This is a genomic window from Actinobacillus indolicus (assembly GCF_004519515.1).
Classification (GTDB): domain Bacteria; phylum Pseudomonadota; class Gammaproteobacteria; order Enterobacterales; family Pasteurellaceae; genus Glaesserella; species Glaesserella indolica_A.
In genome coordinates this window covers 2,146,390-2,171,375 of the sequence record NZ_CP038145.1, presented here as the reverse complement: position 1 = coordinate 2,171,375, position 24,986 = coordinate 2,146,390, and the positions used below count along the sequence as shown (strand labels likewise).

Here is a 24,986-nt window from a genome sequence, read left to right as displayed (position 1 = left end):
GCAATTTCACAAACATTTGTTAAAAATTTGTAGCAAAAAGAAAACTCCCCCTAAATGTAGGGGGAGTTTTATCATCTTTGATTATTTCGCTAATTTAACATCATTAATCCATTTATCAATCAGACGTTTACGTTCATCATTTGAACCATATTTTTCAAAGTCATAATTGATTAAATTTAATTTATCTGGGTCAAGTGAATATGGCGAACGCTCTGCTGTGGTATTAGTTAACACTTGGAAAGCTTCACCTTTCTGCCATGAAAGCTCTTGTGCTTCTTTAGATAATGCCCAATCCACAAATAATTTTGCATTATCCAAGTTACGCGCACCTTTTAAAATGCTCACGCCACCTAACTCATAACCTGTACCATCCGTTGGTGCAACAATTTCTAAGTTAGCGCCATTTTTCTTCTCAGTTGCATAGTCATGTAAGAAACCGATACCGATAGCCGTTTCACCACGCGCTGCGTTACGAGATGGGGTGATGCCTGATTTAGTATATTGTGAAATATTTTTATGAAGCTGTTTGAAATATTCAAAGGCTTTTTCTTCGCCCCAAAGTTGAACAAAGGTTGCAATCGCAGTATATGCTGTACCTGAACTTTGTGGGTCTGCAATTTGAATTTCACCGGCTAAACGTGGATCAAGAAGATCTGCCCAAGTTGTTGGGACTTTTTCAATGCCTAATTTTTTGAGACGATCTAAATTCACGCCAAAACCTAAAATTCCCATATAAATCGCAGAGGTATAGTTTCCTTTCACTTTTGCTGGATCACGGAATCTTTCCACAATTTGTGCGAGATTTGGTGATTGATACGGCTGAAGCAATCCCATTTCACCTGCTTGTGATTGTGGATCTAGCGTACCGCCATACCAAACATCCGCTTGTGGATTACCTTTTTCTGCTTCTACTTTCGCTAAGGTGCTGCCTGAACCATTACGAATAAAAGAGACTTTCACATCATACTTTTTACCGAAAGCTTGTGTCTCTTGCTCACACATTAAGTTAGTTGAGCTACAATAAACGACCAAACGTCCTTCTGCTTGCACAGTTGAAGCTAATGTTGCACCAAAAAGTAACGTAGAAAGTAAATAAGATAATTTTTTAAGTTTCATTACATCCATCCTTATATGAATAAAAGTGGATGCAATATAACGGGATTTTGAAAGAAATACTGTGATGTAATTCACAAATAAGAAAAAACGGTGGTTTTTGTAAATTTTTTACGCAAACCCACCGCTTGTATGAAATGATTATTTCTTGGTAATTGCGCCTAAAAGACCACGCATGATCTGTTTAGTCACTTGGTTTCGCAAGTTTCGCCCAACAGATTGAGCAACGCTACCAACCACTTGTTCAGCTAAAGATTGTTCGCTTTTTTTCTTCGTACCAAAAATACTGCCTAGCATTCCGCCTAAAAAGCTCTCTTCTTCCGCTTTAGCCTGCTCTACCGCTTGTTGTTGCACTTGTGCTTGAGCGTTTAACGTTTCAAATGCCGAAGCATTGTCAACATATTGGCTATAATGGAAATAGAGATCATCTTGTTTTACCAAACTTAAACGCTCATCTTGAGAAATCGGTTTAAGTTGGCTTTGTGGTGGATAAACATAAGCGATTTCAACGGGCGTTGGCATCCCTTTTTCATCTAATACCGAAATTAATGCTTCCCCAACCCCTAATTGCGTAATGGCCTCAACCACATCCACACCTGGATTTGCACGGAAGGTTTCTGCCGCAGATTTTACGGCTTTCTGATCTTTTGGTGTGAACGCACGCAATGCGTGTTGTACACGATTACCTAACTGACCTAAGACAGACTCTGGTAAATCTAATGGATTTTGTGTCACAAAATAAACACCAACACCTTTAGAACGAATTAAACGCACTACTTGCTCAATTTTATCGACAAGTACTTTCGGCGCACCGTCAAATAATAAATGGGCTTCATCAAAAAATAGGACAAATTTTGGTTTATCTGGATCGCCCACTTCAGGTAACTGTTCAAACAATTCCGCCATAAACCATAATAAAAATGCGCCATACATTCTTGGAGAATTGATTAATTTCTCAGAGTTAAGCACATTAATGACACCACGACCATCACGTGTTTGAATCCAGTCCTGTAAATCTAACGCAGGCTCGCCAAATAAATTCGCTGCGCCTTCATTTTCAAGGGCTAAAAGCGCACGTTGAATTGCCCCCACACTTGCAGCGGAAACGTTGCCGTACTCTAGTTGGAAGGTTTTTGCATTTTCTGCAACAAATTTAAGCATTGCACGGAGATCTTTCAGATCGATCAGCAATAAACCTTTATCATCTGCGACACGGAATACTAAATTTAATAAGCCTTCTTGGGTATCATTTAAATTGAGTAAACGCGCTAAAAGCATCGGCCCCATTTCAGAAATCGTTGTACGAAGTGGGATACCTGACTCACCAAATACGTCCCAGAAAGAGACAGGGAAGCCATTTAAGTAAGCTTCGCCACCGAGTTGGAATTGCTCAATACGTTCTGCAATTTTTCCTTGAAAACTACCCGCTTGTACTAAACCAGATAAATCCCCTTTTACATCTACGAGAAAAACAGGTACACCGTCATTACTGAAGGTTTCTGCTAATTTACGTAAGGTAACGGTTTTACCTGTCCCTGTTGCCCCTGCAATCAAACCGTGGCGGTTTGCCATTTTGGCTGTAAGTGAAATTGGATTGCCTGATTTACTCTGTGCAATTGTATAATTCATTGATTTCTCCAAAATATACGAATTCGTATAATTTATTACAACTTACTTTTAGAATCTCATTGAGACTCTACAATGATTAAAAATCTTGTGCTAAAAATTAAAGTCTGCGATTCTTTTTATAATATTGAGTGGTTTTTCCTCTCGACTTAGAAGGTTTTGGAAGCTCTAGTAACACACCACTATCATATTGGCTCACCGGAATTGGATGTCCAATATATTCTTCAATCGCAGGAAGGTTTACCGCATAGCGTTCACAAGCAAAGCTGATCGAAACACCACTTTCCCCTGCTCGCCCAGTTCGTCCAATACGATGAACGTAATCTTCTCGATCGTCAGGCAAATCATAGTTAAACACATGGGTCACATCGGGAATATGTAAACCACGCGCTGCTACATCTGTTGCGACTAAAATATCTAATTCACCTTGTGTAAAGCTATCCAATAATGCTAAACGTTTTTTCTGTGGAATATCCCCTGTCAATAAGCCAACACGATGGCCGTCGGCGCTGAGATAGCTCCAGATCTCTTCACATTTATGTTTGGTATTTGCAAAGACAATACAACGATCAGGCCACTCTTCTTCCATTAAGGTCAATAATAGCGCCATTTTGTCTTCATTAGATGGATAAAAAAGCTCTTCTTTAATGCGGTGACCAGTACGTTGTAACGGTTCAATTTCAACATATTCCGCATTATGCATATCTTCAAAGGCTAATTCACGTACACGGTGAGAAAGCGTTGCCGAGAAAAGCATAGTTAGACGTTCGTCTGGTTTTGGACATTTGCGCATTAAATAACGGATATCTTTGATAAAACCAAGATCAAACATCCGATCCGCTTCATCCAATACCACCACTTGAATTTTATCTAAATTAATCACGCCCTGTTTGACATAATCAATCACACGCCCCGTTGTACCAATCAGAATATCCACACCACGTTCAATCTCTTGCAACTGTTTATCGTAGCCATCACCGCCATAAGCTAAAGCTAAACGTAAATCTGAATATTGTGTCAACATAGACGCATCCGATGCAATCTGAACAGCTAATTCGCGAGTTGGTGCAAGGATTAATGCTCTTGGCTGATTTTTCTGTGTTGGAATTTCATGACTTAATAAGTGGTGAAAGGTTGCCACCAAAAAGGCAAGGGTTTTACCCGTTCCCGTTTGAGCTTGCCCTGCAATATCTTGCCCTGCAAGAGTATAAGGCAAAGTTTTTGCCTGAATAGGTGTACAAAATTCAAAGCCTTTACTATCAAGAGCGGCTAACACGCTGTCGTGAATCGGAAAGTCGATAAAACGTTGTTCGGTAAGATGTTTAGACATGGTGTTCTCCTCTCAGCTGACAAGCGGTCACTTTAAGCAAAAATTTTGCAAAAAAGTCCAAAAATCTCACCGCTTGTAGCACATTTTTACTAAACAGAAAATTTGTGGAAAAAGATACCACAAATCATGCTTTTTGAGTAGAATCTCACAGATTTTCCGTCATTTATTTCAACGATAAGGAACAACTATGTCAGCAAACACGACTCCAAATCTTAAAAATCGCCATTTCTTACGCCTCATGGACTTTACCCCGACTGAAATTCAATACCTACTAGATTTATCTGCAAAATTAAAAGCAGACAAAAAAGCAGGTAGAGAAGTCCCAACCATGAAAGGCAAAAATATTGCGTTGATCTTCGAAAAAAGCTCGACACGGACACGCTGTGCTTTTGAAGTTGCGGCTTTCGATCAAGGGGCGAATGTGAGCTATATTGGTCCAAGCGGTTCTCAAATTGGGCATAAAGAATCCATGAAAGATACTGCGCGCGTTTTAGGCAGAATGTACGATGGCATTCAATATCGTGGTTACGGTCAAGAACTCGTTGAAATTTTAGCAAATCATTCTGGCGTGCCAGTTTGGAACGGTTTAACCGATGAATTCCACCCAACTCAAATTCTCGCCGACTTCCTTACGATGATCGAACATTCCAATAAACCCCTTAATCAAATCAAACTCGCTTACTTAGGTGATGCTCGTAACAATATGGGTAATTCTTTTGTTGAAGGCGCAGCATTAATGGGCGTTGATTTACGCCTTGTCGCACCAAAAGCTTTCTTCCCAGAACAGCGTTTATTAGATGAAGTTGCGGACATAGCAGAAAAAACTGGTGCAAAAATTACCTGTACCGAAAATGTTGCCGAAGGTGTAAAAGATGTAGATTTTGTTTATACGGATGTATGGGTTTCAATGGGTGAACCTGAATCCGCTTGGGAAGCACGTATTAATCTGATGAAGCCTTACCAAGTAAATGCGGAGCTAATTAAACTCACAGGAAATCCGCACGTTAAATTCTTACACTGTTTGCCTGCATTCCATGACGATCAAACAACCGTTGGAAAAGAGATTGCAGAGAAATATGGTATGAATGGCTTAGAAGTGACAGATGATGTTTTTGAATCTGAAGCGTCCATCGTCTTTGATGAAGCGGAAAACCGTATGCATACCATTAAAGCCGTTATGGTTGCTACATTGGGGAATTTATCATCAAATTAATGATGTACTCTCTGTGTATTAAAGTTTTTAATGCAATAATCCGAAAAAAATCACTATCTAAACAACTAAAAACTGCGTAAAATAGCTTGGTCTATCAACTACGCAAACGATTACTTAATAGGAGAAACCGATGTTAAGACGTGATATGAATATCGCAGATTACGATCCTGTATTATGGCAAGCAATTCAAGACGAAAACCGCCGTCAAGAAGAGCACATTGAGCTTATTGCTTCAGAAAACTATGCAAGCCCACGAGTGATGCAAGCTCAAGGCTCACAATTTACTAACAAATATGCGGAAGGTTATCCGGGTAAACGTTATTATGGCGGTTGTGAATATGCTGATATCGTCGAGCAATTAGCGATCGATCGTGCAAAAGAATTATTTGGTGCAGACTACGCAAACGTGCAACCACACTCAGGTTCTCAAGCAAATGCGGCCGTTTATGGCGCATTATTGACACCAGGCGATACTATTTTAGGTATGAGCCTTGCACACGGTGGTCACTTAACTCACGGTGCTTCAGTTAGTTTCTCAGGAAAAGTTTACCATGCAGAACAATACGGCATCACCGCTGAAGGGGTTATCGACTACGATGCCCTTCGTAAACAAGCGCATGAAGTAAAACCAAAAATGATTGTTGGCGGTTTCTCTGCTTACTCTCAAATCGTTGACTGGGCAAAAATGCGTGAAATCGCAGATGAAGTTGGTGCTTATTTATTCGTCGATATGGCTCACGTTGCAGGCTTAATTGCAGCAGGTGTTTACCCAAGCCCACTCCCACACGCACACGTTGTAACTACCACAACCCACAAAACATTAGCAGGTCCACGTGGTGGTTTAATTCTTTCCAACGCGAAAGACGAAGAAATCTATAAGAAACTACAAAGTGCGGTGTTCCCACGTGAACAAGGTGGTCCATTAGTTCACATTATTGCAGCTAAAGCGGTTTGCTTTAAAGAAGCATTAGAACCTGAATATAAGGTTTACCAACAACAAGTAGTTAAAAATGCAAAAGCAATGGTGGAAGTATTCAAACAACGTGGTTACAACGTTGTTTCAAATGGTACAGAAAACCACTTATTCTTAGTTGATTTAGTCAGCCACGGTTTAACGGGTAAAGCGGCAGATGCTGCGTTAGGTAAAGCAAATATTACTGTAAACAAAAACGCAGTACCGAACGATCCACAAAAACCATTTATCACATCAGGTATCCGTGTAGGTACGCCAGCAGTAACTCGTCGTGGCTTTAAAGAAGCAGAAGTCAAAGAGCTTGCAGGCTGGATGTGTGATGTGTTAGACAGCATCGGCAAAGAAAACGAAGAAGCTGTTATCGAAGCAACGAAAGCGAAAGTATTAGATATTTGTAAACGTTTACCAGTTTACCCATAATCTAGACTTATTTATATGGCAAACCCCGAGCTTTCGGGGTTTTATTTTTGGAAAGAATATGCTGATTTATCTACTTATTTATCTCATTTTCATTAACTTGCTGAGTGCATATTTAATGTATAAAGATAAACAAAAAGCGATTCAAAAAGCATGGAGAGAACCTGAGTCTAATCTACTCTTTCTCTGCTTTTGTGGTGGTTTTATTGGCACTTATCTTGTCATGAAATATGCTCGCCACAAAACTAAACATTGGCAATTTCATGTTACAGTGATTTTATCTACATTGATATGGGTGATTGGGTTACCGATTTTCTATTGGTATATGCAGAATTATTGAGAAACTATTTGAAAGGAAATTGGTTGCGGGGGCCGGATTTGAACCGACGACCTTCGGGTTATGAGCCCGACGAGCTACCAAGCTGCTCCACCCCGCGTCTGATGGCGCTATAATACAATCTTACCGAATAAAAGCAATCTTTAAATTCCTTTTAGTTATTTGTTTGCCTTAATAACATGCAAAAAGCATATAAAAAAAGCGAATGTTGTTTATGTAACAATCGCTTATTTTGTACTATTACTTTTCAACATTTTTTGATAATCTACGCAACTTCAAACCAGCCCTTAAATTTAATAGGAACTCTCTTATGTCTTGGAAAGCATATAAAAAAATTGCACTGTTGACTGGTATTGCGGTACTTGTAGCAAGCTGTTCAACTACCACAACGAAAAAAACAACTGGCTATAACCCTGACACGGCCAAACTGGGTGCCGTTTTTAAAGACCGTCAATTTATCCCTTACAATATGCAATTTATCAGCACACCACGTGTCGCTGCGAATGGCAAAGTGGTTAATCAACGTGATTTCTTACAACAAGTTTCTAATGTTCGTGCTTATTCAACAGGTTTAATGAATCGCTATGCAGGGACTTATGGAAAACTCTCTGCGTGGTTAGCTAACGGCGGAAATGTGAATGATTTAGCTCGCTATGGGATTAATGCCCGTCAAATGCGTGGTGAAGATGGCTATCAGAACGTATTGATGACTGGATATTACATTCCTGTTATTCAAGCACGTATGACGCCACAAGGGGAATTCCGTCATCCACTTTACGCAATTCCAAATGGTAATAAAAAATATGATCGTGCAGAAATTTACCGTGGTGCATTAGCAGGACAAGGTTTAGAGTTGGCTTATACCAATTCCATGTTAGAAAACTTCTTAATGGAAGTACAAGGGAGTGGCTTTGTTGATATTGGCGGTGGCAATTTACGTCATTTTGCCTATGGTGATAAAAACGGATATAGCTACACCAGTGTTGGACGTTTATTAGTAGAAGACGGTGAGATCCCGAAAGAGAAAATGTCTGTGCAAGCCATTCGTGAATGGGGTGCGAAAAACCCACACCGTTTACAATCACTACTTGAACGCAACCGCTCTTTCGTTTACTTCCGCCATGATCCAACCTTAGATGTGAAAGGATCTGCGGGCGTGCCTTTAGTTGCTCTTGCTTCTGTTGCATCAGATAAACGTATTGTACCGACGGGAAGTACGCTTTTAGTGGAAATGCCATTAATTGATAGTAATGGAAACTGGACGGGTCGTCACGAATTACGTTTAATGGTTGCTCTTGATGTCGGCGGTGCGGTAAAAGGACAACACTTTGACCTTTACCAAGGTATTGGCGATAAAGCAGGTCACCAAGCAGGACATATGAAACATTACGGACGTGTTTGGGTACTCAACTAATTGATGAAGATCCCCGCAGTTGCGGGGATTTTTTATACCGTTCTTCCCTTCAATAAGTTCCGTATCCACGTTCGATTTGTGCTTAACCCTTGCAAAATATCTTGGCTAAGGGGAAGCGGTTCACCACAAATTTGGCTCGCTAACAGTTCGCCCAATAAAAAAGCGGTGGTTAAACCTCGTGAGCCAAGCCCTGCGACTAAATAGAGATTTGGATAGCAGTTGGCAGTTTCAATCGGCTCTCGACGGCGAAGTTGATTATATAAGTTAGCATATTGCGTTTTTTGTGCTTCAAAATCCGGCACAGCCCCCACCATCGGCACACGATCTCGAAATGCTGCCCGAATGCCGACTTTGGCAAGATTTCCAGAAAAATCAAGCTGTTGCGTCCATTCACAAGCGGTCAGATTTTGCTGAAGTTTTGCAATGTTTTGCTCGTGTTCCACTAAACTGAACTGTTCATCGGCATTATCTCTTAAATGGCTTGCTCCGATACAATGGGTCTGTTGAGCTGAGATCGGCGTTAAATAGCCATCATAACAAACCACGCATTTTAACTTCGACAAGGCTTCTGTCGTTGGGATTTGGCTGACTTGTCCTCGTACGGGATAAAGGGGAATGCCGTGGCTCTGAGCAAAATCGGTTAATAAATGCCCGTTTGCCAACACTAAGGTTTGATGGGCGAAGGTTTGCTCTTGATGTTGCCATTGCCATTTTCCTGCAAGCCACACAGGATTTTCCACCTGATGATTTAACACCACCTTCAAGCCTCGTTGTTGCAATAAAGCAAAGGCATTTTGCACAAACTGCACAGGCGAAAGCCAACCGCCCTGAGCAATAAAAGCACCGCCATTTTGCACCGCTAAGCCCATTTTTTCGCTCAAATCTTGAGCTGAGCAGAGTTGATAAAGTTCGCTATCCCAACCTTGCTCCGCCATTTTTTGCAGTTTGTGTGCGGTCTTATCGTTATAAGCATACAACGCCACCCCTGAAAAATCGTGTTCAAATGTGACCGCTTGAGCCAACTGCTTAAAACGTTGCAACGCATAATCGAAACTATGCACATAAAAACGGACATTGCGTTCATCATCGTCGCTGAGTTGTGGGTAAATCGCCCCCTGTAAATTGCCAGACGCATTTTTTGCCAGCTGTTCATCTTTACAATAAAGCGTGACCTGTTTACCCCGTTCCAGCAAAGACAAGGCAACAGCAAGGCTTGCAATACCGCCACCGACAATCGCCACATCATCGCTCTCTGTTTGGTTAGATTGATAAAAATAAGGAAAGCGAATGCGGTTTTCCGTTTGATTGTCAGGCTTCTCGCCCCAAAGCATTTCACGTTTTTTGCTGAAACCTTTGCGTTTTTTCACCTCAAAACTGACCGCTTGCAAACCACGGCGGACATTGCTTGATGCGGTAAAAGTCGCAAAAGATCCGCCCGCTTGTGTTAGGCGGAACATTTGCTGATAAAGGCTTTCGTTCCACATTTCAGGGTTTTTGTCGGGCGAAAAGCCATCTAAAAACCAGCAATCGATCAGGTTGTTATAATAGTCGCCCAGTTGTGGCAAATTCTCTAATAGGTCGCCAAACCAAATATCAAGGTAAATCTGTTCAAAATGGTAACGCTGACACCCAACCTGTCTAGGCTGCCAACAAGCGATAAGTTTCATTGAAAAATCTGCAAATTGCGGATAATGTTGGTGAATTTGCTGTAATTGTTCGGCTTTTATCGGAAATTTTTCAAAAGAGATAAAATAGAGCCGTTTAAGTGGTGAAGTCGGATATTCCGCTAAAAATGCATTAAACTTTTCTGCCACAGCAAAAAAATTCAGCCCTGTCCCAAAGCCTGTTTCGGCAATCACAAAGGAAGAGCGAGTGTGTCGTTGCCATTTTTCCCAAAGTTGATTACCCTCTTGAAAGACATAATGGCTCTCCGCCAGCCCATCTTGCGTAGAAAAATAAATATCATCAAACTGTGCTGAAACAGGGGTATTGGATTGATTAAAATTTAAAGAAGCAAAGGTAATTTTTGACATAGCTTATCCCATAAATAAAAATGGTGAGTTAGTTACCTAGCTCACCATTATACAAAATAGAAACTAATTAAAAGATGTTGTAGGCAAAAAGCACAATCATTCCTAAAGCCCCAACTACTGTCATCATTGCATAGCCAAAAGTACCCATTTTTCTGCTCCTAAAATAAAATAAGTCTGGTTATTCTAAAACTATTTGCTAAAAATGCAATGCAAGCGGTTATTTTATTTAAAAGTTTTGCAAATTTTTCGCTATAATGGCGTAATTTTTTTTATCACGAGGAAGAAAAATGGCTACGATTAAAGATGTTGCCAAATTAGCAGGTGTTTCTACGACAACCGTTTCTCATGTTATCAATAAAACTCGTTTTGTCGCAGAAGATACTGCAAAAGCGGTATGGGATGCCGTTTCTGAATTAAACTACTCTCCAAGTGCAGTAGCACGTAGTTTAAAAGTCAACACAACCAAATCGATCGGAATGATCATTACGACTAGTGAAGCGCCTTACTTTGCTGAAATTGTCCTAGCCGTAGAAGAATATTGTTATCGTCAGGGCTACTCGTTATTTTTATGTAATACTCAAAATGAAGCCGAAAAAGTGCAAAACCATCTTGATATGTTAATCAAAAAACGTGTTGATGGCATTTTAGTGATGTGTTCTGAATACACAGAAAATTCTCTTGCACTCTTTAATGGTATCAATGTACCAATGGTTGTCATGGATTGGGGGCCGAATGACGATAAAAGTGATCGTATTTTAGATCACAGCTTTGATGGTGGTTATATGGCTACTCGTCACCTAATTGAAAAAGGGCATAGAGATATTGCTATTATTGCAGGATATCTTTACAAAACCACAGCAAAAGCACGCTATGAGGGCTTTGTAAAAGCCATGACAGAAGCTGGGCTGTTGATTCGAAAAGAATGGATTTTTGAAACAGACTTTCAGCCTGAAGGCGGTTATGAATGTATGAATAACTTATTAAAACAAGATAAGTTACCTACTGCTGTTATTTGTGGCTGTGATGCGATGGCATTAGGTGTGATTTCAGCGATTACTGAAAAAGGACTCTCTGTCCCGCAAGATATTTCGGTAATCGGTTATGATAACATTCATAGCTCTCGTTTTTATGCCCCACCATTGACTACTGTACATCAATCAAAAACACGCTTAGGTCAAATGGCGATTGATGTATTGTTAGAGCGAATCCAAAGTGAAGAAAAAGTCCATGCACCAAGGGTACTTGAGTTTTATCCTGAACTTGTTATCCGTAGTTCTGTGCGTGATCTTAATCAATAATAAGGAGAATTAATGGAATTATTAATTGAATTTTTTAGCAGTTACGGTTATTGGGCTGTATTTTTTGTATTGCTTGCCTGTGGATTTGGACTACCTATTCCAGAAGATATTACACTCGTGTCTGGTGGTGTAATTTCAGGTCTTGGCTATACTAATGTCCATTGGATGCTTGTCGTCAGTATGCTTGGTGTGTTAATTGGTGACAGTACAATGTATTGGTTAGGCAGAATTTATGGCGAAAGAATATTACAATTTCCATTAATTAGACGTATTGCTACACCTGAACGTTTTGCTACAGTTCAAGAACGTTTTGAAAAACAAGGTTGGAAACTATTATTCGTTGCTCGTTTTTTACCGGGTCTTCGTGCTGTCGTTTATCTTGTTTCAGGCATTACTCGACGTGTGACTTTTACCCGCTTCGTTTTAGTTGATTTTTTTGCTGCGATCATCTCTGTTCCAATTTGGGTTTACTTAGGTGATTTTGGTGCGAAAAATTTAGACTGGTTACATCACCAAATTCAGAAAGGGCAAATAGCTATTTGGGTTATTTTACTCATTGGTGGTGCTATTGTGTTTTGGAAGTGGAAAAAATCCCGCAACGCAAACTAAAGGCATAAAAAAAAGCCCCTATATCAGGGGCTACTCGGAAAGCAAATTTATGAATTTGGTTGTTGGACACAACACTTGTTGTTTGGTGTATGTAGATTACGTCAAGTAAGTCAACTTTTCAAATATTTTTAAAGAAAAACGTAAACTTTATCTCATTTTTGTGATCTACTTCATATTTTTCTTATAAACGGCGTGCTTGCCAAAATGTTTTAGACCAATAAGGTGAGTTCATATCAGAATAAATAACCCCACCTTTTGTTGAAGCATGTAAAAACTGACCATCTTTTACATATACGCCAACGTGTTTTCCATTAGGTCCTCTTCCTGTGTTAAAAAACACTAAATCACCCGTTTGTAAGTCACTTTTAGATACTCGAGTCCCTTCTTTTGATTGTTCCGTTGTCGTTCTTGGCAAATCGATTCCAAATAAATCTCGGAATGTAATTTGCATAAATCCAGAACAATCTACGCCACTACGACTTGTTCCGCCTAAACGATAACGTGTTCCTTTCCACTCTCTTTGATGCTCGCTAAGGCTACTGATCACAAAAATAGGATCATTAAGACTTCCTTTATTTGTTCTATAAATTTTTGATGTCTGAGATTTTCTCGGTTTATCTACATCAGGAGAACTACTACAAGCAGTTAAAACTAATGCACTTGCTAAAAGCGAACAAAATAGTAATCGTTTTTTCTGTTTGATAGAAAACATCTTTAACTCCTTAAAAAATATTCTGCCATAAAATGGCAGAATATTTAATTATGTTAGGCTTTTACCTTCGCAGTTTCGACACGCTCACGCAATTTTTGCCCTGGCTTAAAAACAACGACTCGACGTGCAGAGACTGCAACATCTTCCCCTGTTTTCGGATTACGACCTGGACGGGCTTTCTTATCACGAACAGTAAAATTACCAAACCCTGATAATTTTACTTCTTCGCCTTTTTCAAGAGATTGGCGAATTTCTTCAAAAAAATCCTCGACAAATTGCTTTGCAATACGTTTATCTAACCCAAATTTTTCAACTAGGTTTTCTGCGATTTCAATTTTGGTAAGTGCCATAATTTATCCTTACATCTAATCTCTTAGATAAGCATTAAAACGTTGTGAAAGTGCTTCTAAAACAGCTTGAATCACCGCATTAATCTCTTCTTCTTCAAGGGTTTTTTCTGTATCTTGAATCGTTAAGCTGATGGCTAAACTTTTCTTACCTTCGGCTAAATTAGTACCTTGGTAAACATCAAATAAATTGACTCCAACAAGTTTAACACCTCCAGCTTGTCGTACAGTATCTAATACATCACCAGCTGGAATTGTGCTGTCTACAACAATTGCGATATCACGTTTATTCGCAGGGAAGCGTGAAATTTCTTTTGCATTTGGAACTTGACGTTCAGAAATTGCAGAAGCCAAAATTTCAAACGCCACAGGTTTACCCGAAAGACCGAGTTTTTGTACGATTTTAGGGTGAATTGTACCAATAAAGCCAATTTCTTTACCATCTAACATAATAGCAGCCGATTGTCCCGGATGGAATGCAGGAAATGCTTTTGCGACAAATCGTAAATCATTTCTCACACGAGTTAAAGAGAGAACGCGCTCTAAATCCCCTTTTAAATCAAAGAAATCAACATTTTCTGCTTTATGTTCCCAATGAGCGGGGCGTTTATCTCCTGCAATCACACCGCCAATCACAAATTCTTGGCGAACACTATTTTCCGCATTGGTATCTGGAATGAAACGTAAACCGCTTTCAAAAATACGCACTCGATTTTGCTGGCGGTTTTGGTTATACGCCACAGTTTCAAGCAAGCCAGTTAAAAGCGATAAACGCATTGCCGACATTTCACTTGAAATCGGATTTGGCAGAATTAACGCTTCTTGGCTTGGGTGTAACAACTCTTGGATTTTAGGATCAACAAAGCTATAAGTGATAACCTCTTGGTAATCACTATCAATCAATGCCGTACGGACACGAATCGCTTCCAAGACTTTTTCTGGGACACCTTTCATTTGTAAATGAGCAAGTGGTGCATTATTTGGAATACTGTTATAGCCGTAAATACGTGCGACTTCTTCTACAAGATCTTCTTCGATCTCAATATCAAAACGCCAGCTTGGTGATTGAACCGTCCAGCTCTCGTTTGCATAGCTTGGGTTTAAACCTAAGCGAGCTAAAATATCGGTTACGGTTTCGCTATCAATATGGTGACCGAGTAAGCTATCTAATTTGCTACGGCGTAAAACCACTTGTTTAGATGTTGGTAAATGAGCTGAACTCACCGCTTCCACGATTTCCCCTGCTTCACCGCCACAAATTTCAAGTAATAACGCTGTTGCTCTTTCCATTGCTTTACGCGTTAATTCTGGATCGACGCCACGCTCAAAGCGGTGCGATGCGTCTGTGTGTAAGCCATATTGTCTTGCGCGCCCTGTAATTGCAAGCGGTGCGAAGAATGCAGCTTCTAACACCACATCTTTAGTTTCAGCGCTTACACCACTCGCTTCGCCACCAAAAATACCAGCCATTGCAAGCGGTCCGTTTTGGTCTGCAATTAACAAGGTATTTGGCTGAAGTTTTGCCGTCGTACCATCAAGTAACACGAGTTCTTCGCCCTCTTTTGCCATACGCACTTGGATTACACCGTTGATTTTTGCCGCATCAAAAGCGTGCATTGGCTGACCAAGTTCAAGTAAGCTCAGATTGGTAATATCCACAATCGGATCGATAGAACGAATACCACAACGGCGTAATTTTTCCTGTAACCATAATGGTGACTGTGCTTTGACATTCACATTTTTCACCACACGACCTAAATAGCGTGGGCAGGCTTCAGGGGCTTGAAGTTCAATCGCCACTTTATCTGCAATGGTTGCAGGCACAGCTTGAATTTCAGGTGCATTTACCGCTAATTGATTCACTACCCCAACTTCACGAGCGATCCCTGCAATGCTTAAACAGTCCGCACGGTTTGGCGTTAAGCTGATTTCAATCGCACGGTCGTTTAATTTGAGATAGTCACGGAAATCTACACCCACTGGTGCGTCCGCAGGTAACTCAATAATACCGCTATGATCTTCTTTAATCCCTAATTCTGAGAATGAACAAAGCATTCCCTCTGACGGCTGACCACGCAATTTGGTTTTCTTAATTTTAAAATCACCTGGTAACACCGCCCCTTCTGTTGCACAAGCTACTTTCAAACCTTGACGGCAGTTTGGTGCGCCACAAACAATGTCTAATAAACGTTCGCCACCCACATTTACTTTGGTGACACGCAATTTATCGGCATCAGGGTGTTGAGCACATTCAACCACTTCGCCGATAACAACACCGTTAAATTCACCTGCAACCGCTTCAACGGCATCGACTTCTAACCCTAACATAGTAATTTGGTCACATAACTGTTCGGTGGTAATCGCTGGATTCACCCACTCACGCAACCAACTTTCACTGAATTTCATTATTTATTCCTCATTAATTCTTTTCTCTTCCCCCGTTTACGGGGGAGGGCAAAGGAGGGGGAGCCTTTAAGGCAATTACAAGCGGTCAGATTTAAGTAACATTTTGCAATCCCCCCTTCCGCCTTCGGCACCTTCCCCCGCAAGCGGGGGAAGGGAATGTATCAATTACTTAAACTGCTTTAAGAAACGCAGATCATTTTCAAAGAATGAACGTAAATCGGTCACGTTATAACGCAACATCGTCAAACGCTCAACTCCCATTCCCACCGCAAAACCTGTGTATTCATCAGGATCAATGCCCACATTGCGAAGTACATTCGGGTGAACCATTCCGCAACCTAACACCTCAAGCCATTTGCCGTTTTTGCCCATTACATCGACTTCCGCTGACGGCTCAGTGAATGGGAAATAAGACGGACGGAAACGCACTTGCAAATCTTCTTCAAAGAAAGCTCTTAAGAAATCGTGTAATAAGCCTTTTAACTCAGTGAAGTTCGCTTTTTTATCCACATAAAGTAGCTCAATTTGGTGGAACATTGGCGTATGAGTTTGATCGTAGTCGTTACGATAAACACGGCCTGGTGCCATAATACGAATAGGCGGTTGCATTTTTTCCATCGTACGAATTTGAACGCCTGACGTTTGGGTACGCAACAAACGCTCTGCATCAAACCAGAATGTATCGTGATCTGCACGAGCTGGGTGATGAGCAGGGATATTTAACGCATCAAAGTTATAATAATCCGTTTCAATTTCAGGGCCTTTTTCTACACTAAAGCCGAGTTCAGAGAAGAATTTCACCACACGTTCAATCGTAATTGATACAGGGTGTAAGCCACCTAACTCTGTTTTACGACCAGGTAAACTGACATCCACTTTTTCCTTTTCTAATTGAGCATTCAGTGCAGCTTGCTCCCACTCTTCTTTTTTTGCATTTAATGCATCTTGAATAAGTTGTTTTGCTTCATTGATTTTTGCACCAATCGCCGGACGCTCTTCTGCTGCAACGTTACGTAACTCTTGCATTAATTGAGTAAAATGCCCTTTTTTTCCAAAATACTCTACTCGGAATGTTTCTAATGCATCTAATCCTTTATCATGTAAAGCTTTTAGCTCTGCTTGCGCTTTTTCTGTGATTTCTTTTAGGTGTTGCATACCTACCCTCTAAAATTTTTAGTCAAAATAAAGCCCATTTATTTATGGACAAAGTGTTCCGAATGATAATATGTATAAGAAATATTGTAAATTTAAAAGTGTAGTTAAAAGCAGATTAACTTATTGATTTCCATATATTAGAAAACAAACCATGTATATTTTTCACACAAAACTTGCAAAAAAATCACCAAATCTTACCGCTTGTAAGAGATTAATCCGTGATCTTCTTAAAAACATCCTGTAAAATTCACCTCGGTTTGTTCATAAGCAAACCACTTACTGTTAAATTTTTTTGGAGAGATACAATATGGCAATGAATAATATTTTAGGATTATTCGCACAATCGCCACTCAAACCCCTACAACAGCACTCAAAAAAAGTGACTGAATGTTGTGGACTACTTGTTCCATTTTTTGAATCTACATTTAAAAATGAATGGAATGACGCAGAAGAAATCCGTCGTAAAATCATTGATTTAGAACACCGTGCTGATACTTTAAAACGTGAAATTCGCTTAAAGTCTCCGCGCGGTTTATTTATGCCTGTAGAACGTACAGACCTACTTGAATTAGTCACTCAATTAGATAAGTTAGCAAACTATTCAAAAGATATTTCTGGCCGAGTTATTGGACGTCAATTAATTATTCCAACAGAAATTCAAGGTGTATTCCAACAATTCTTAAGTCGAAGCTTAGATGCAACAATTCATGTTGATAAAGTCATTAATGAAATGGATCACTTACTTGAAACAGGTTTTCGTGGTCGTGAATTGAATTTCGTAAATAACATGATTCTTGAATTAGATACTATCGAAGATGATACTGATCAACTTCAAATCGTATTGCGCAAAGCAATGTTAGGGATTGAAAGTCAATATAATCCTATTGATATTATGTTCTTATATAAAATTATTGAATGGGTCGGTGTTCTTGCAGATCAGGCACAACGTATCGGCTCACGTATTGAGTTGATGCTAGCTCGTTCATAAGAGGTTTTAATTATGGAACTCATCCAAAATTATGGTTTTATCATTATTCTAATTACGGCTGTTTTTGGTTTTTTAATGGCATTTGGTATCGGTGCAAATGATGTAGCAAATGCAATGGGAACATCTGTTGGTTCAGGTACAATTACAGCAAGACAAGCTATTTATATTGCACTAGTCTTTGAATTTGCTGGTGCTTATTTAGCTGGTGGTGAAGTGGCAGAAACCATCAAGAGTGGAATTATTGCTTCAGATGCTTTCTTTGGAAAACCTGAAGTGCTCATTTTAGGGATGATGGCATCACTATTTGCAGCAGGTGCTTGGTTGCTTATTGCATCAGAAATGGCTTGGCCTGTATCAACAACACACTCTATTATTGGTGCTATTGTTGGATTCGCTTGTGTAACCGTAGGTACCGAAGCAGTACAATGGTCCCAATTTAGTGGAATTGTAGGTAGTTGGTTTATTACGCCTGTAATTGCAGGGATTGTTGCATATCTCATCTTTATTTCGACCCAAAAACTTATTTTTGATACTGAAGAACCATTAAAAAACGCACAAAAGTATGCGCCTTATTATGCGGGACTTACAGTATTAATTATCTGTGTGGTAACGTTAGACAAAGGTTTTAAACATTTAGGTTTAGAGCTTACTTATGCCCAAACAGTAATGATTGGTTTTGTTCTTGCGATTATCTCAACTGTAGCTTGTTACTTCTACTTACGCAGCAATGCCTTTATCTCTCGTTTGAAGAAAGGTGGCTTTAGTGGTGTAGAAAAGGTATTTAGCATATTAATGTTGATTACCGCTTGTGCAATGGCTTTCGCCCACGGTTCAAATGATGTAGCGAATGCGATTGGACCTCTAGCAGCCGTTGTTTCTATCGTAGAGCACGGTGGTGTTATTGAAGGCAAAACTATTATGGCTCCTTGGATTCTTCCTCTTGGTGCTATTGGTATTGCAGTCGGTCTAGCTGTGATGGGACATAAAGTAATGGGTACGATTGGTACTGGTATTACTGATTTAACGCCTAGTCGCGGTTTTGCTGCACAGTTTGCTTGTGCAATCACCGTTGTTTTAGCATCAGGAACAGGTTTACCAATTTCAACAACACAAACCTTAGTAGGTGCAGTATTAGGGGTTGGTTTTGCACGTGGTATTGCAGCCTTAAATTTAGGTGTAATTCGCAATATTGTTGCTTCTTGGGTGATCACCTTACCTGCTGGTGCTATTTTATCAATTATTATTTACTACATTCTTGCTGCATTCTTCCTATAATAATGTGGCATTGTTGACAATTCAGAAAAGTGCGACTCTCGCACTTTTCTTTTATTTTTTATTAAGGACTTTTATGCAAAAACGACTTCCGGCATTACTTGCAACTTTACTTTTTAGTGTCTCACTTCCTACATTTGCTCAAACTCAGTATGTTACAGAAAACCTCAGTACCTATTTACGTAAGGGACCAGGCGATCAATTTAAAATTTCTGGAGCGATTCAAGCAGGAGAGAAAGTCACATTAATTGATAAAAAAGAACGTTATTCACTCGTTCGTGACAGTAAAAACCGTGAAGCCTGGATTCTGAATAATGAGCTAACTTCTACGCCAAGCTCAAAAGAATTAACCCCACAATTGCAACAAAAAGTTCAAGAATTAACCACAAAATTAAATAGTATTGATAAAGACTGGCAACAACGCACTGCTGAAATGCAACGCCGTACACAACAAGCAGATCAGCAAAGTAATGAATTATTAGAACAAAATGCTCAACTAAAACGTGAATTAGATATACTGAAAAATAAAAATCGGGATTTAGAAGCAATTCAGGATGCATCATCTCGTGAGATAATGATTCAATATTTCATTTATGGCGGATCTGTTCTAGGTGTGGGTTTATTACTTGGTTTATTAATCCCTGTTCTACTTCCAAGACGAAAACGTAACAACGGCTGGGCATAACTCAGAAAAACAAAGTGTTGATTCTTTTCTTTAAGAATCAACACTTTTTTATATCCTAGGCAATTTTCCCCTAACAAAAATCGGCATAGTAGACAAAATGGTTGCTAAAAAGTGGCTTAAAGCCTTATATTACGGGCTTTAAGCCACTTTTTTGAATTATGAACCAAAAAAATGTCATTTTTGCCACAGTAGCGACATTTGCAAACATGGTATAAGAAATAATATTCAACGCTATAAATGTAATGCCTGTAATAAAACATTTACCCTTAAAAAGAAATTAAATCCAATAAATATTTGGAATGATTATTCAATAGGAAAACAAACCTATAAACAACTTGCCGAAAAATATCATTGTTCAATTAGAACAATTCAAAGATATCTCGAAAAAGCCCCTAAAACAGCATTAAATCCACCACTATCACGTTATTTGAATATTATTGCGGATACCACCTTCTTTGGTCGTGAATTTGGTATTTTAGTCCTGATGGATTCGCTTTCTAAAAAAGTGGTTTACCATCGTGTCATCAAAACGGAAAAAGATGTTTATTACAGGATAGCATTTAATTCACTTCGTATGAAAGGCTATAAAATTCAATCAATTACCCGTGACGGTAGACGGGGTTTATTGAAAGATTTATTGAATACACCGACATAAATGTGCCATTTTCATATGGTAGCCATTATGATGAGAGCACTACGAAAAAAGCATCAGCCTATGGCTGGAAAAGAATTAAAAATCATTGCATTGACACTTAAACAGAGCTCTAAAAAAGACTTCTATTTACGATTACATCATTGGTATTTAAAACATAAAGCATTTTTAGAAGAACGGTCAGATAAACCGAATGAGAAGGGCTATTATCCTTATAAACATAGAAATGTAAGAAGTGCTTATCATAGTTTTAAACGTTATATGGATTATTTATTTACCTATGAAAAGTATGGCGATTTAAATATCGAAAAAACGACAAATAGACTTGAAAACTTATTTGGACAACTAAAGGAAAAATTATCGCATCATGCAGGATTAACGAAAAGGCATAAGATTATGTTTATAAAGGATTTTTTAAATAAAAAGAGTTGCTAAGAATAATTAAAAATATTCATTAGCAACCACTTTGTCATATAGGCATAGTTTTCACGAAATTAGCAACCATTTTGTCTACTATGCCCAAAAATCAATACCAACATCCCTACAATCACCAATAGTGCGCCTATAAAACCTATATTGTTTAGGCCTAAATAAGCCATTACTTGATTTCCGATTAAGGCTCCTCCGCCAATACCAATATTATAAATGCCAGAATAAATCGCCGTGGCAACATCTGTTGCATCTGGGGCTAGTTGTAAGACTCGCATTTGTAAGGCTAAACTGATTCCCGAAATACCTATTCCCCAAAAGAAAACGATCCCAAACATCAAGGCAGAATTTTCATTTAATGGTAATAATAGTAACTGGGCAAAAATAATGAATAATAAGCCTGAAAGTAAAAAGAGATTTGGATGTTTAGGGTGAATCCGTCCAAATAAAAAACTAGCAACTACACCAGATAATCCAAAAATCAATAATAACAGTGTTGCAGTATGCGCACTCATTTTCGCAATTTGAACCATAAATGGTTCAATATAACTATAACTCGTAAAATGCCCTGCAATCACGATAGCCATTGCTATATAAAGACCAATGAGTGCTGGACGTTTTACTAATATTGGTAAACTCGCAAGGGAACCTGCATTTTTACTTGGTAAGTTCGGCAGTAATTTCCAAATCATGAGCATTACAATAAAAGCAATAAATCCAATAATTGCAAAAGTTATACGCCAACCGACCGCTTGTCCTATCATTCTCCCTAGAGGCAACCCCAACACCATTGCCAAAGCACTACCTAATGCAAGTAACCCTAATGCTTGTTGCTTTTTATCTTTAGGTGCAACCCTAATCACTAAAGAAGCAGTAATAGCCCAAAAAATAGCATGAGTAAACGCAATACCTATACGAGAAATGAGGAGTACCCAAAAATCCCAAGCAAATACAGACAAAATATGACTGATAATAAATACTAAAAATAACTTAATTAACAACTCTTTACGCTCTAGGTTTGCGGTCAGCAACATAAACGGTAAAGACATTAGAGAGACAATCCATGCATATACCGTTATCATCAATCCAGTGTGAGAAACATCCATACCAAAACCTTGAGCAATATCAGATAATAAAGCGACTGGAATAAATTCGGTGGTGTTAAAAATAAAAGCAGCAAGTGCAAAAGCAAAAACTCTCAAAAATGAGAGCTTTCTATATATTTGTTTCGTTATCTTCATAGGAGCGATTTCATGCTAAATTTGTTGTCTTTTATTATAATTCTATTTGTAATGAAATAAAAAAATCCTCATAAAAAATTTATGAGGATTTTTCTGGATAACGTGTAACAATTAATTAACCAACTACTTTTGGCAATACACCACTTTCAATTAAGAATGGGACATTCATAATTAATAAACCAAGCACGAGTGCAAGAAGTAAACCTAAATTCCCCCCAATCACACGATAAGGTAAATCTGGGAATTTACGTCTTAACATCCAAACGATCCCGACTGGTAATACTAAACCATAGAAGGTAAACATTTGTCCTGCATAAGTTAATACGGATAAGAAATCGCGGTAGAACAATGCAAATAAAAGTACTGGTGCAAAGGTGAGTAAACTTAAAGAAAGGCGATTTGCCGTAATATTTACACGTTTAAGTAAATCATCTAAGCAATCTACAAGTGCTAACGACACGCCTAAGAACGAAGTTACTAACGCCAAAGCAGAGAAAAGGCGGACTGCACCACTAATAAATTCGCTACCCGTCGCTTGATAAGTCGCCACCACTAAACCATTTAGTGTTGGATCTTGACGAATAATTTCAACAAACTGTACTTGGCTAAATACACCATGTGTTGCCATTTGCCATAATACATATGCCACTAATGGAATTGCTGTACCTAAAATGATGGCGATACGTAAACGACGAATATCCCCATCTAAGTAACTATTAATACTTGGAATCACAACATGGAAACCAAATGAAGTAAAGAATACAGGGCTTGCTGAAATAATTAAAAGATACTGTAGTGGCATTGCACCTAAGTTTTCTAAAGTAACTTTTGGCAACATCATGAAAAGTACAAAGCAGAATGCCACAATTTTAATCATGAAAAGTAAACGTGTGAATGCATCTACTGCAGATGTACCTACTGTCACCGAGATAGCAAGGAGCAAAACAAAAAGCAGAATCGCTGCAGTTTCTGCATTTTCTCCCATAAAACTAAGGAAAGGAGCCAAAAGACTGCCACCACCTAAGGAATACACGGTTAAAATCGCATACATGAAAATCACTAGAGAAAGTGTTGCAAGTACACGACCAATCATTCCAAAATGTTGCTCAGCTAATGTTGCAATCCCTGCATCTTTGCGTTCTGCTTTTTGATAAGCTTCAACAAACAACAAAGCACTATAAGAAAGTAATGCCCATAGTGCAAATAATAAAATTAATGTATAGCCAAACCCCATTTCCGCCGATGTGAGTGGCATAGCCAACATACCCGCACCAATTGTTGTCCCCGCGACAATTAGCGCACTACCAAATGTTTTATTTTTCATAATTAACCTCAATAGATACAGAGAAGTCCGCATTCTAACAAAGAAAAAATAAAATTGTAAAACATTTATTACCTTGTAAAATTTTCATTACATCACTATTTTTTAGAACAAAAAAGAGCTAGCTCTGTATTGGACCAGCTCTTTTATTCTACTATTAAAATAAATTTATACGTCTTGATTAATTCGGCTTGAAATCACACTTTGCTGATTTTTGTATTTTGCATCCTTGCGAGCATTATATGGATGTGCAGCATGACCACTTAAAATCTCAAAGCTCAAAGCACCAATCGCCATATTAGGACGTAATGCAAGCGGTAACTTCCCTGCATTAAAAAACTCAAGCACAATACGCCCTTCCCAACCTGGATCAATACGATGTGCGGTGACATGAACCATTAATCCCAAACGAGCTAAAGATGATCGCCCATCTAACCATCCAACAATATTTGCAGGTAACGTCACAGATTCTAAGGTCGTTGCTAAGGCTAATTCACCTGGATGTAGGAAAAATGCTTCATCATCTGCAATGATGATTTCATCACTCATCACTCGATTTAATTGTGCCGTCATCTCTTCTCTTGGACCACTTAAATCAATATAAGGAGTTGAATGTTCACGAAAAACACGAAAAGAGTTTCCCAATCGGACATCAATCGTTGCGCCATTGATTTTTTCGTTTGATGGACGAGGTGTTATGCTAATAATACCTTCATCTAAATAGCGTTCAATATCAGTGTCACATAAACGCATAACGCCTCCTAATTATGACCAAGTAACTCTTTAATTTGTGCTTTTAAAATATTAATCGCAATGCGATTTTTACCGCCTTTAGGAATAATAATATCCGCATATTGTTTAGAGGGCTCAACAAATTGTAAGAACATTGGACGAACGGTTTTACGATATTGGTTCACGACAGATTCCATCGTTCTTCCACGCTCTTCCATATCACGCTGTAAACGACGAATAAAACAGATATCTAAAGGTGCATCGACGAAAATAGACACATTGAGCTCATTACGAATTTTTTCATCGGTGAGAAGTAAAATACCTTCTAAGATAATAATTTTTTTCGGAGTGAAATGGGTGACGGTTTTTTTGCGGTTATGCTCTGCATAATCATATTCGGGAATATCAACAGCATGACCTTGTTTTAAGTGCTGTAAATGAGAAACTAAGAGTTCATGATCCATCGAATTCGGATGGTCGTAGTTCGTTTTCACACGCTCTTCCATTGCAAGATGACTTTGATCTCGATAGTAAGCATCTTCGGAAATAATGCCGATATCATCTTCCCCTAATTCCGCTTTAAGTTCTTTATAAATCGTTGATGCAATGAGGCTTTTACCCGATGCTGATGCGCCAGCAATCGCAATAACAATACAAGATTCATTTTCTTTGGTTTGTGACAT

23 protein-coding genes and 1 tRNA gene are annotated in these 24,986 nt (G+C 38.9%); 11 read left to right on the top strand and 13 right to left on the bottom strand.

The genetic code is table 11. From position 1 onward, the window contains the following. Positions 1–81: 81 nt before the first annotated feature. The 3 genes from EXH44_RS10635 to rhlB all read right to left on the bottom strand — a co-directional run bounded on the left by EXH44_RS10635 (position 82) and on the right by rhlB (position 4,069). Positions 82–1,116 (bottom strand): ABC transporter substrate-binding protein, encoded by a 1,035-nt coding sequence (locus tag EXH44_RS10635; protein WP_162857449.1) that lies wholly within the window; start codon positions 1,114–1,116, stop codon positions 82–84. A gap of 138 nt (positions 1,117–1,254) precedes the next feature. Next, positions 1,255–2,742 (bottom strand): helicase HerA-like C-terminal domain-containing protein, encoded by a 1,488-nt coding sequence (locus EXH44_RS10630; protein ID WP_162857448.1) that lies wholly within the window; start codon positions 2,740–2,742, stop codon positions 1,255–1,257. 97 nt (positions 2,743–2,839) lie between these two features. Further along, the gene (gene rhlB, locus EXH44_RS10625) at positions 2,840–4,069 is read right to left on the bottom strand and encodes an ATP-dependent RNA helicase RhlB (protein WP_162857447.1); all 1,230 of its coding nucleotides are present in this window, start codon (positions 4,067–4,069) and stop codon (positions 2,840–2,842) included. 187 nt (positions 4,070–4,256) lie between these two features. Here rhlB and argF point away from each other — a divergent pair, with 187 nt between their 5' ends. The 3 genes from argF to EXH44_RS10610 all read left to right on the top strand — a co-directional run bounded on the left by argF (position 4,257) and on the right by EXH44_RS10610 (position 7,012). After that, positions 4,257–5,282 (top strand): ornithine carbamoyltransferase, encoded by a 1,026-nt coding sequence (gene argF / locus EXH44_RS10620; protein WP_162857446.1) that lies wholly within the window; start codon positions 4,257–4,259, stop codon positions 5,280–5,282. 130 nt (positions 5,283–5,412) lie between these two features. Continuing rightward, complete coding sequence (gene glyA / locus EXH44_RS10615; protein ID WP_162857445.1) at positions 5,413–6,675, top strand: serine hydroxymethyltransferase; 1,263 nt, start codon at positions 5,413–5,415, stop codon at positions 6,673–6,675. Between the two features lie 58 nt (positions 6,676–6,733). Continuing rightward, positions 6,734–7,012 carry a DUF1294 domain-containing protein gene (locus EXH44_RS10610; protein WP_162857444.1) on the top strand — a complete coding sequence of 93 codons (279 nt, stop codon included), beginning with the start codon at positions 6,734–6,736 and terminating at the stop codon, positions 7,010–7,012. A 20-nt stretch (positions 7,013–7,032) separates the two neighbouring features. On the opposite strand, the gene EXH44_RS10605 is transcribed toward EXH44_RS10610, so the two are convergent. Beyond that, positions 7,033–7,109 (bottom strand) — tRNA-Met (locus tag EXH44_RS10605). A 210-nt stretch (positions 7,110–7,319) separates the two neighbouring features. On the opposite strand from EXH44_RS10605, the gene mltA reads away from it, so the two are divergent. Further along, positions 7,320–8,423, top strand: a complete 1,104-nt coding sequence (mltA, locus tag EXH44_RS10600; RefSeq protein ID WP_162857443.1) for a murein transglycosylase A — start codon at positions 7,320–7,322, stop codon at positions 8,421–8,423. 32 nt (positions 8,424–8,455) lie between these two features. Here the strand turns inward: mltA and mnmC are convergent, their stop codons facing one another. After that, a complete protein-coding gene (mnmC, locus tag EXH44_RS10595; protein ID WP_162857442.1) occupies positions 8,456–10,456 on the bottom strand; it encodes a bifunctional tRNA (5-methylaminomethyl-2-thiouridine)(34)-methyltransferase MnmC2/FAD-dependent 5-carboxymethylaminomethyl-2-thiouridine(34) oxidoreductase MnmC1 in 2,001 nt (666 codons plus the stop codon). A gap of 287 nt (positions 10,457–10,743) precedes the next feature. On the opposite strand from mnmC, the gene purR reads away from it, so the two are divergent. Further along, the gene (purR, locus tag EXH44_RS10590) at positions 10,744–11,754 is read left to right on the top strand and encodes an HTH-type transcriptional repressor PurR (protein ID WP_162857441.1); all 1,011 of its coding nucleotides are present in this window, start codon (positions 10,744–10,746) and stop codon (positions 11,752–11,754) included. Positions 11,755–11,766: 12 nt separating this feature from the next. Continuing rightward, entirely contained in the window at positions 11,767–12,363 is a 597-nt protein-coding gene (locus tag EXH44_RS10585) for a DedA family protein (RefSeq protein ID WP_162857440.1), read from the top strand. Between the two features lie 181 nt (positions 12,364–12,544). Here EXH44_RS10585 and EXH44_RS10580 read toward each other — a convergent pair whose 3' ends face one another. From EXH44_RS10580 to pheS, 4 genes are all read right to left on the bottom strand, one after another. Continuing rightward, positions 12,545–13,075 (bottom strand): C40 family peptidase, encoded by a 531-nt coding sequence (locus EXH44_RS10580; protein ID WP_162857439.1) that lies wholly within the window; start codon positions 13,073–13,075, stop codon positions 12,545–12,547. Positions 13,076–13,128: 53 nt separating this feature from the next. Further along, entirely contained in the window at positions 13,129–13,425 is a 297-nt protein-coding gene (locus EXH44_RS10575) for an integration host factor subunit alpha (RefSeq protein WP_135675390.1), read from the bottom strand. Between the two features lie 15 nt (positions 13,426–13,440). After that, a complete protein-coding gene (gene pheT, locus EXH44_RS10570) occupies positions 13,441–15,828 on the bottom strand; it encodes a phenylalanine--tRNA ligase subunit beta (RefSeq protein ID WP_162857438.1) in 2,388 nt (795 codons plus the stop codon). 165 nt (positions 15,829–15,993) lie between these two features. Beyond that, positions 15,994–16,983, bottom strand: coding sequence for a phenylalanine--tRNA ligase subunit alpha (gene pheS / locus EXH44_RS10565; protein ID WP_162857437.1), 990 nt, complete (start codon positions 16,981–16,983; stop codon positions 15,994–15,996). 307 nt (positions 16,984–17,290) lie between these two features. On the opposite strand from pheS, the gene EXH44_RS10560 reads away from it, so the two are divergent. The 5 genes from EXH44_RS10560 to EXH44_RS10540 all read left to right on the top strand — a co-directional run bounded on the left by EXH44_RS10560 (position 17,291) and on the right by EXH44_RS10540 (position 21,015). Beyond that, positions 17,291–17,971 (top strand): TIGR00153 family protein, encoded by a 681-nt coding sequence (locus EXH44_RS10560; RefSeq protein ID WP_162857436.1) that lies wholly within the window; start codon positions 17,291–17,293, stop codon positions 17,969–17,971. Positions 17,972–17,983: 12 nt separating this feature from the next. Then, complete coding sequence (locus EXH44_RS10555; RefSeq protein ID WP_162857435.1) at positions 17,984–19,246, top strand: inorganic phosphate transporter; 1,263 nt, start codon at positions 17,984–17,986, stop codon at positions 19,244–19,246. 73 nt (positions 19,247–19,319) lie between these two features. Then, the gene (locus EXH44_RS10550; protein WP_162857434.1) at positions 19,320–19,928 is read left to right on the top strand and encodes a TIGR04211 family SH3 domain-containing protein; all 609 of its coding nucleotides are present in this window, start codon (positions 19,320–19,322) and stop codon (positions 19,926–19,928) included. A 151-nt stretch (positions 19,929–20,079) separates the two neighbouring features. Next, positions 20,080–20,583 (top strand): IS256 family transposase, variant Zn-binding type, encoded by a 504-nt coding sequence (locus tag EXH44_RS10545; protein ID WP_244238729.1) that lies wholly within the window; start codon positions 20,080–20,082, stop codon positions 20,581–20,583. 27 nt (positions 20,584–20,610) lie between these two features. Further along, the gene (locus EXH44_RS10540) at positions 20,611–21,015 is read left to right on the top strand and encodes a hypothetical protein (RefSeq protein WP_162857433.1); all 405 of its coding nucleotides are present in this window, start codon (positions 20,611–20,613) and stop codon (positions 21,013–21,015) included. A gap of 59 nt (positions 21,016–21,074) precedes the next feature. Here EXH44_RS10540 and EXH44_RS10535 read toward each other — a convergent pair whose 3' ends face one another. The 4 genes from EXH44_RS10535 to udk form a co-directional block, all read right to left on the bottom strand. After that, positions 21,075–22,250: a sugar transporter gene (locus EXH44_RS10535; protein WP_162857432.1), complete on the bottom strand. Its 1,176-nt coding sequence runs from the start codon at positions 22,248–22,250 to the stop codon at positions 21,075–21,077. 115 nt (positions 22,251–22,365) lie between these two features. Beyond that, positions 22,366–23,574 (bottom strand): aromatic amino acid transport family protein, encoded by a 1,209-nt coding sequence (locus EXH44_RS10530; protein WP_135673731.1) that lies wholly within the window; start codon positions 23,572–23,574, stop codon positions 22,366–22,368. A gap of 165 nt (positions 23,575–23,739) precedes the next feature. Then, the gene (dcd, locus tag EXH44_RS10525) at positions 23,740–24,324 is read right to left on the bottom strand and encodes a dCTP deaminase (protein ID WP_162857431.1); all 585 of its coding nucleotides are present in this window, start codon (positions 24,322–24,324) and stop codon (positions 23,740–23,742) included. Between the two features lie 8 nt (positions 24,325–24,332). Then, entirely contained in the window at positions 24,333–24,986 is a 654-nt protein-coding gene (gene udk, locus EXH44_RS10520; protein WP_162857430.1) for a uridine kinase, read from the bottom strand.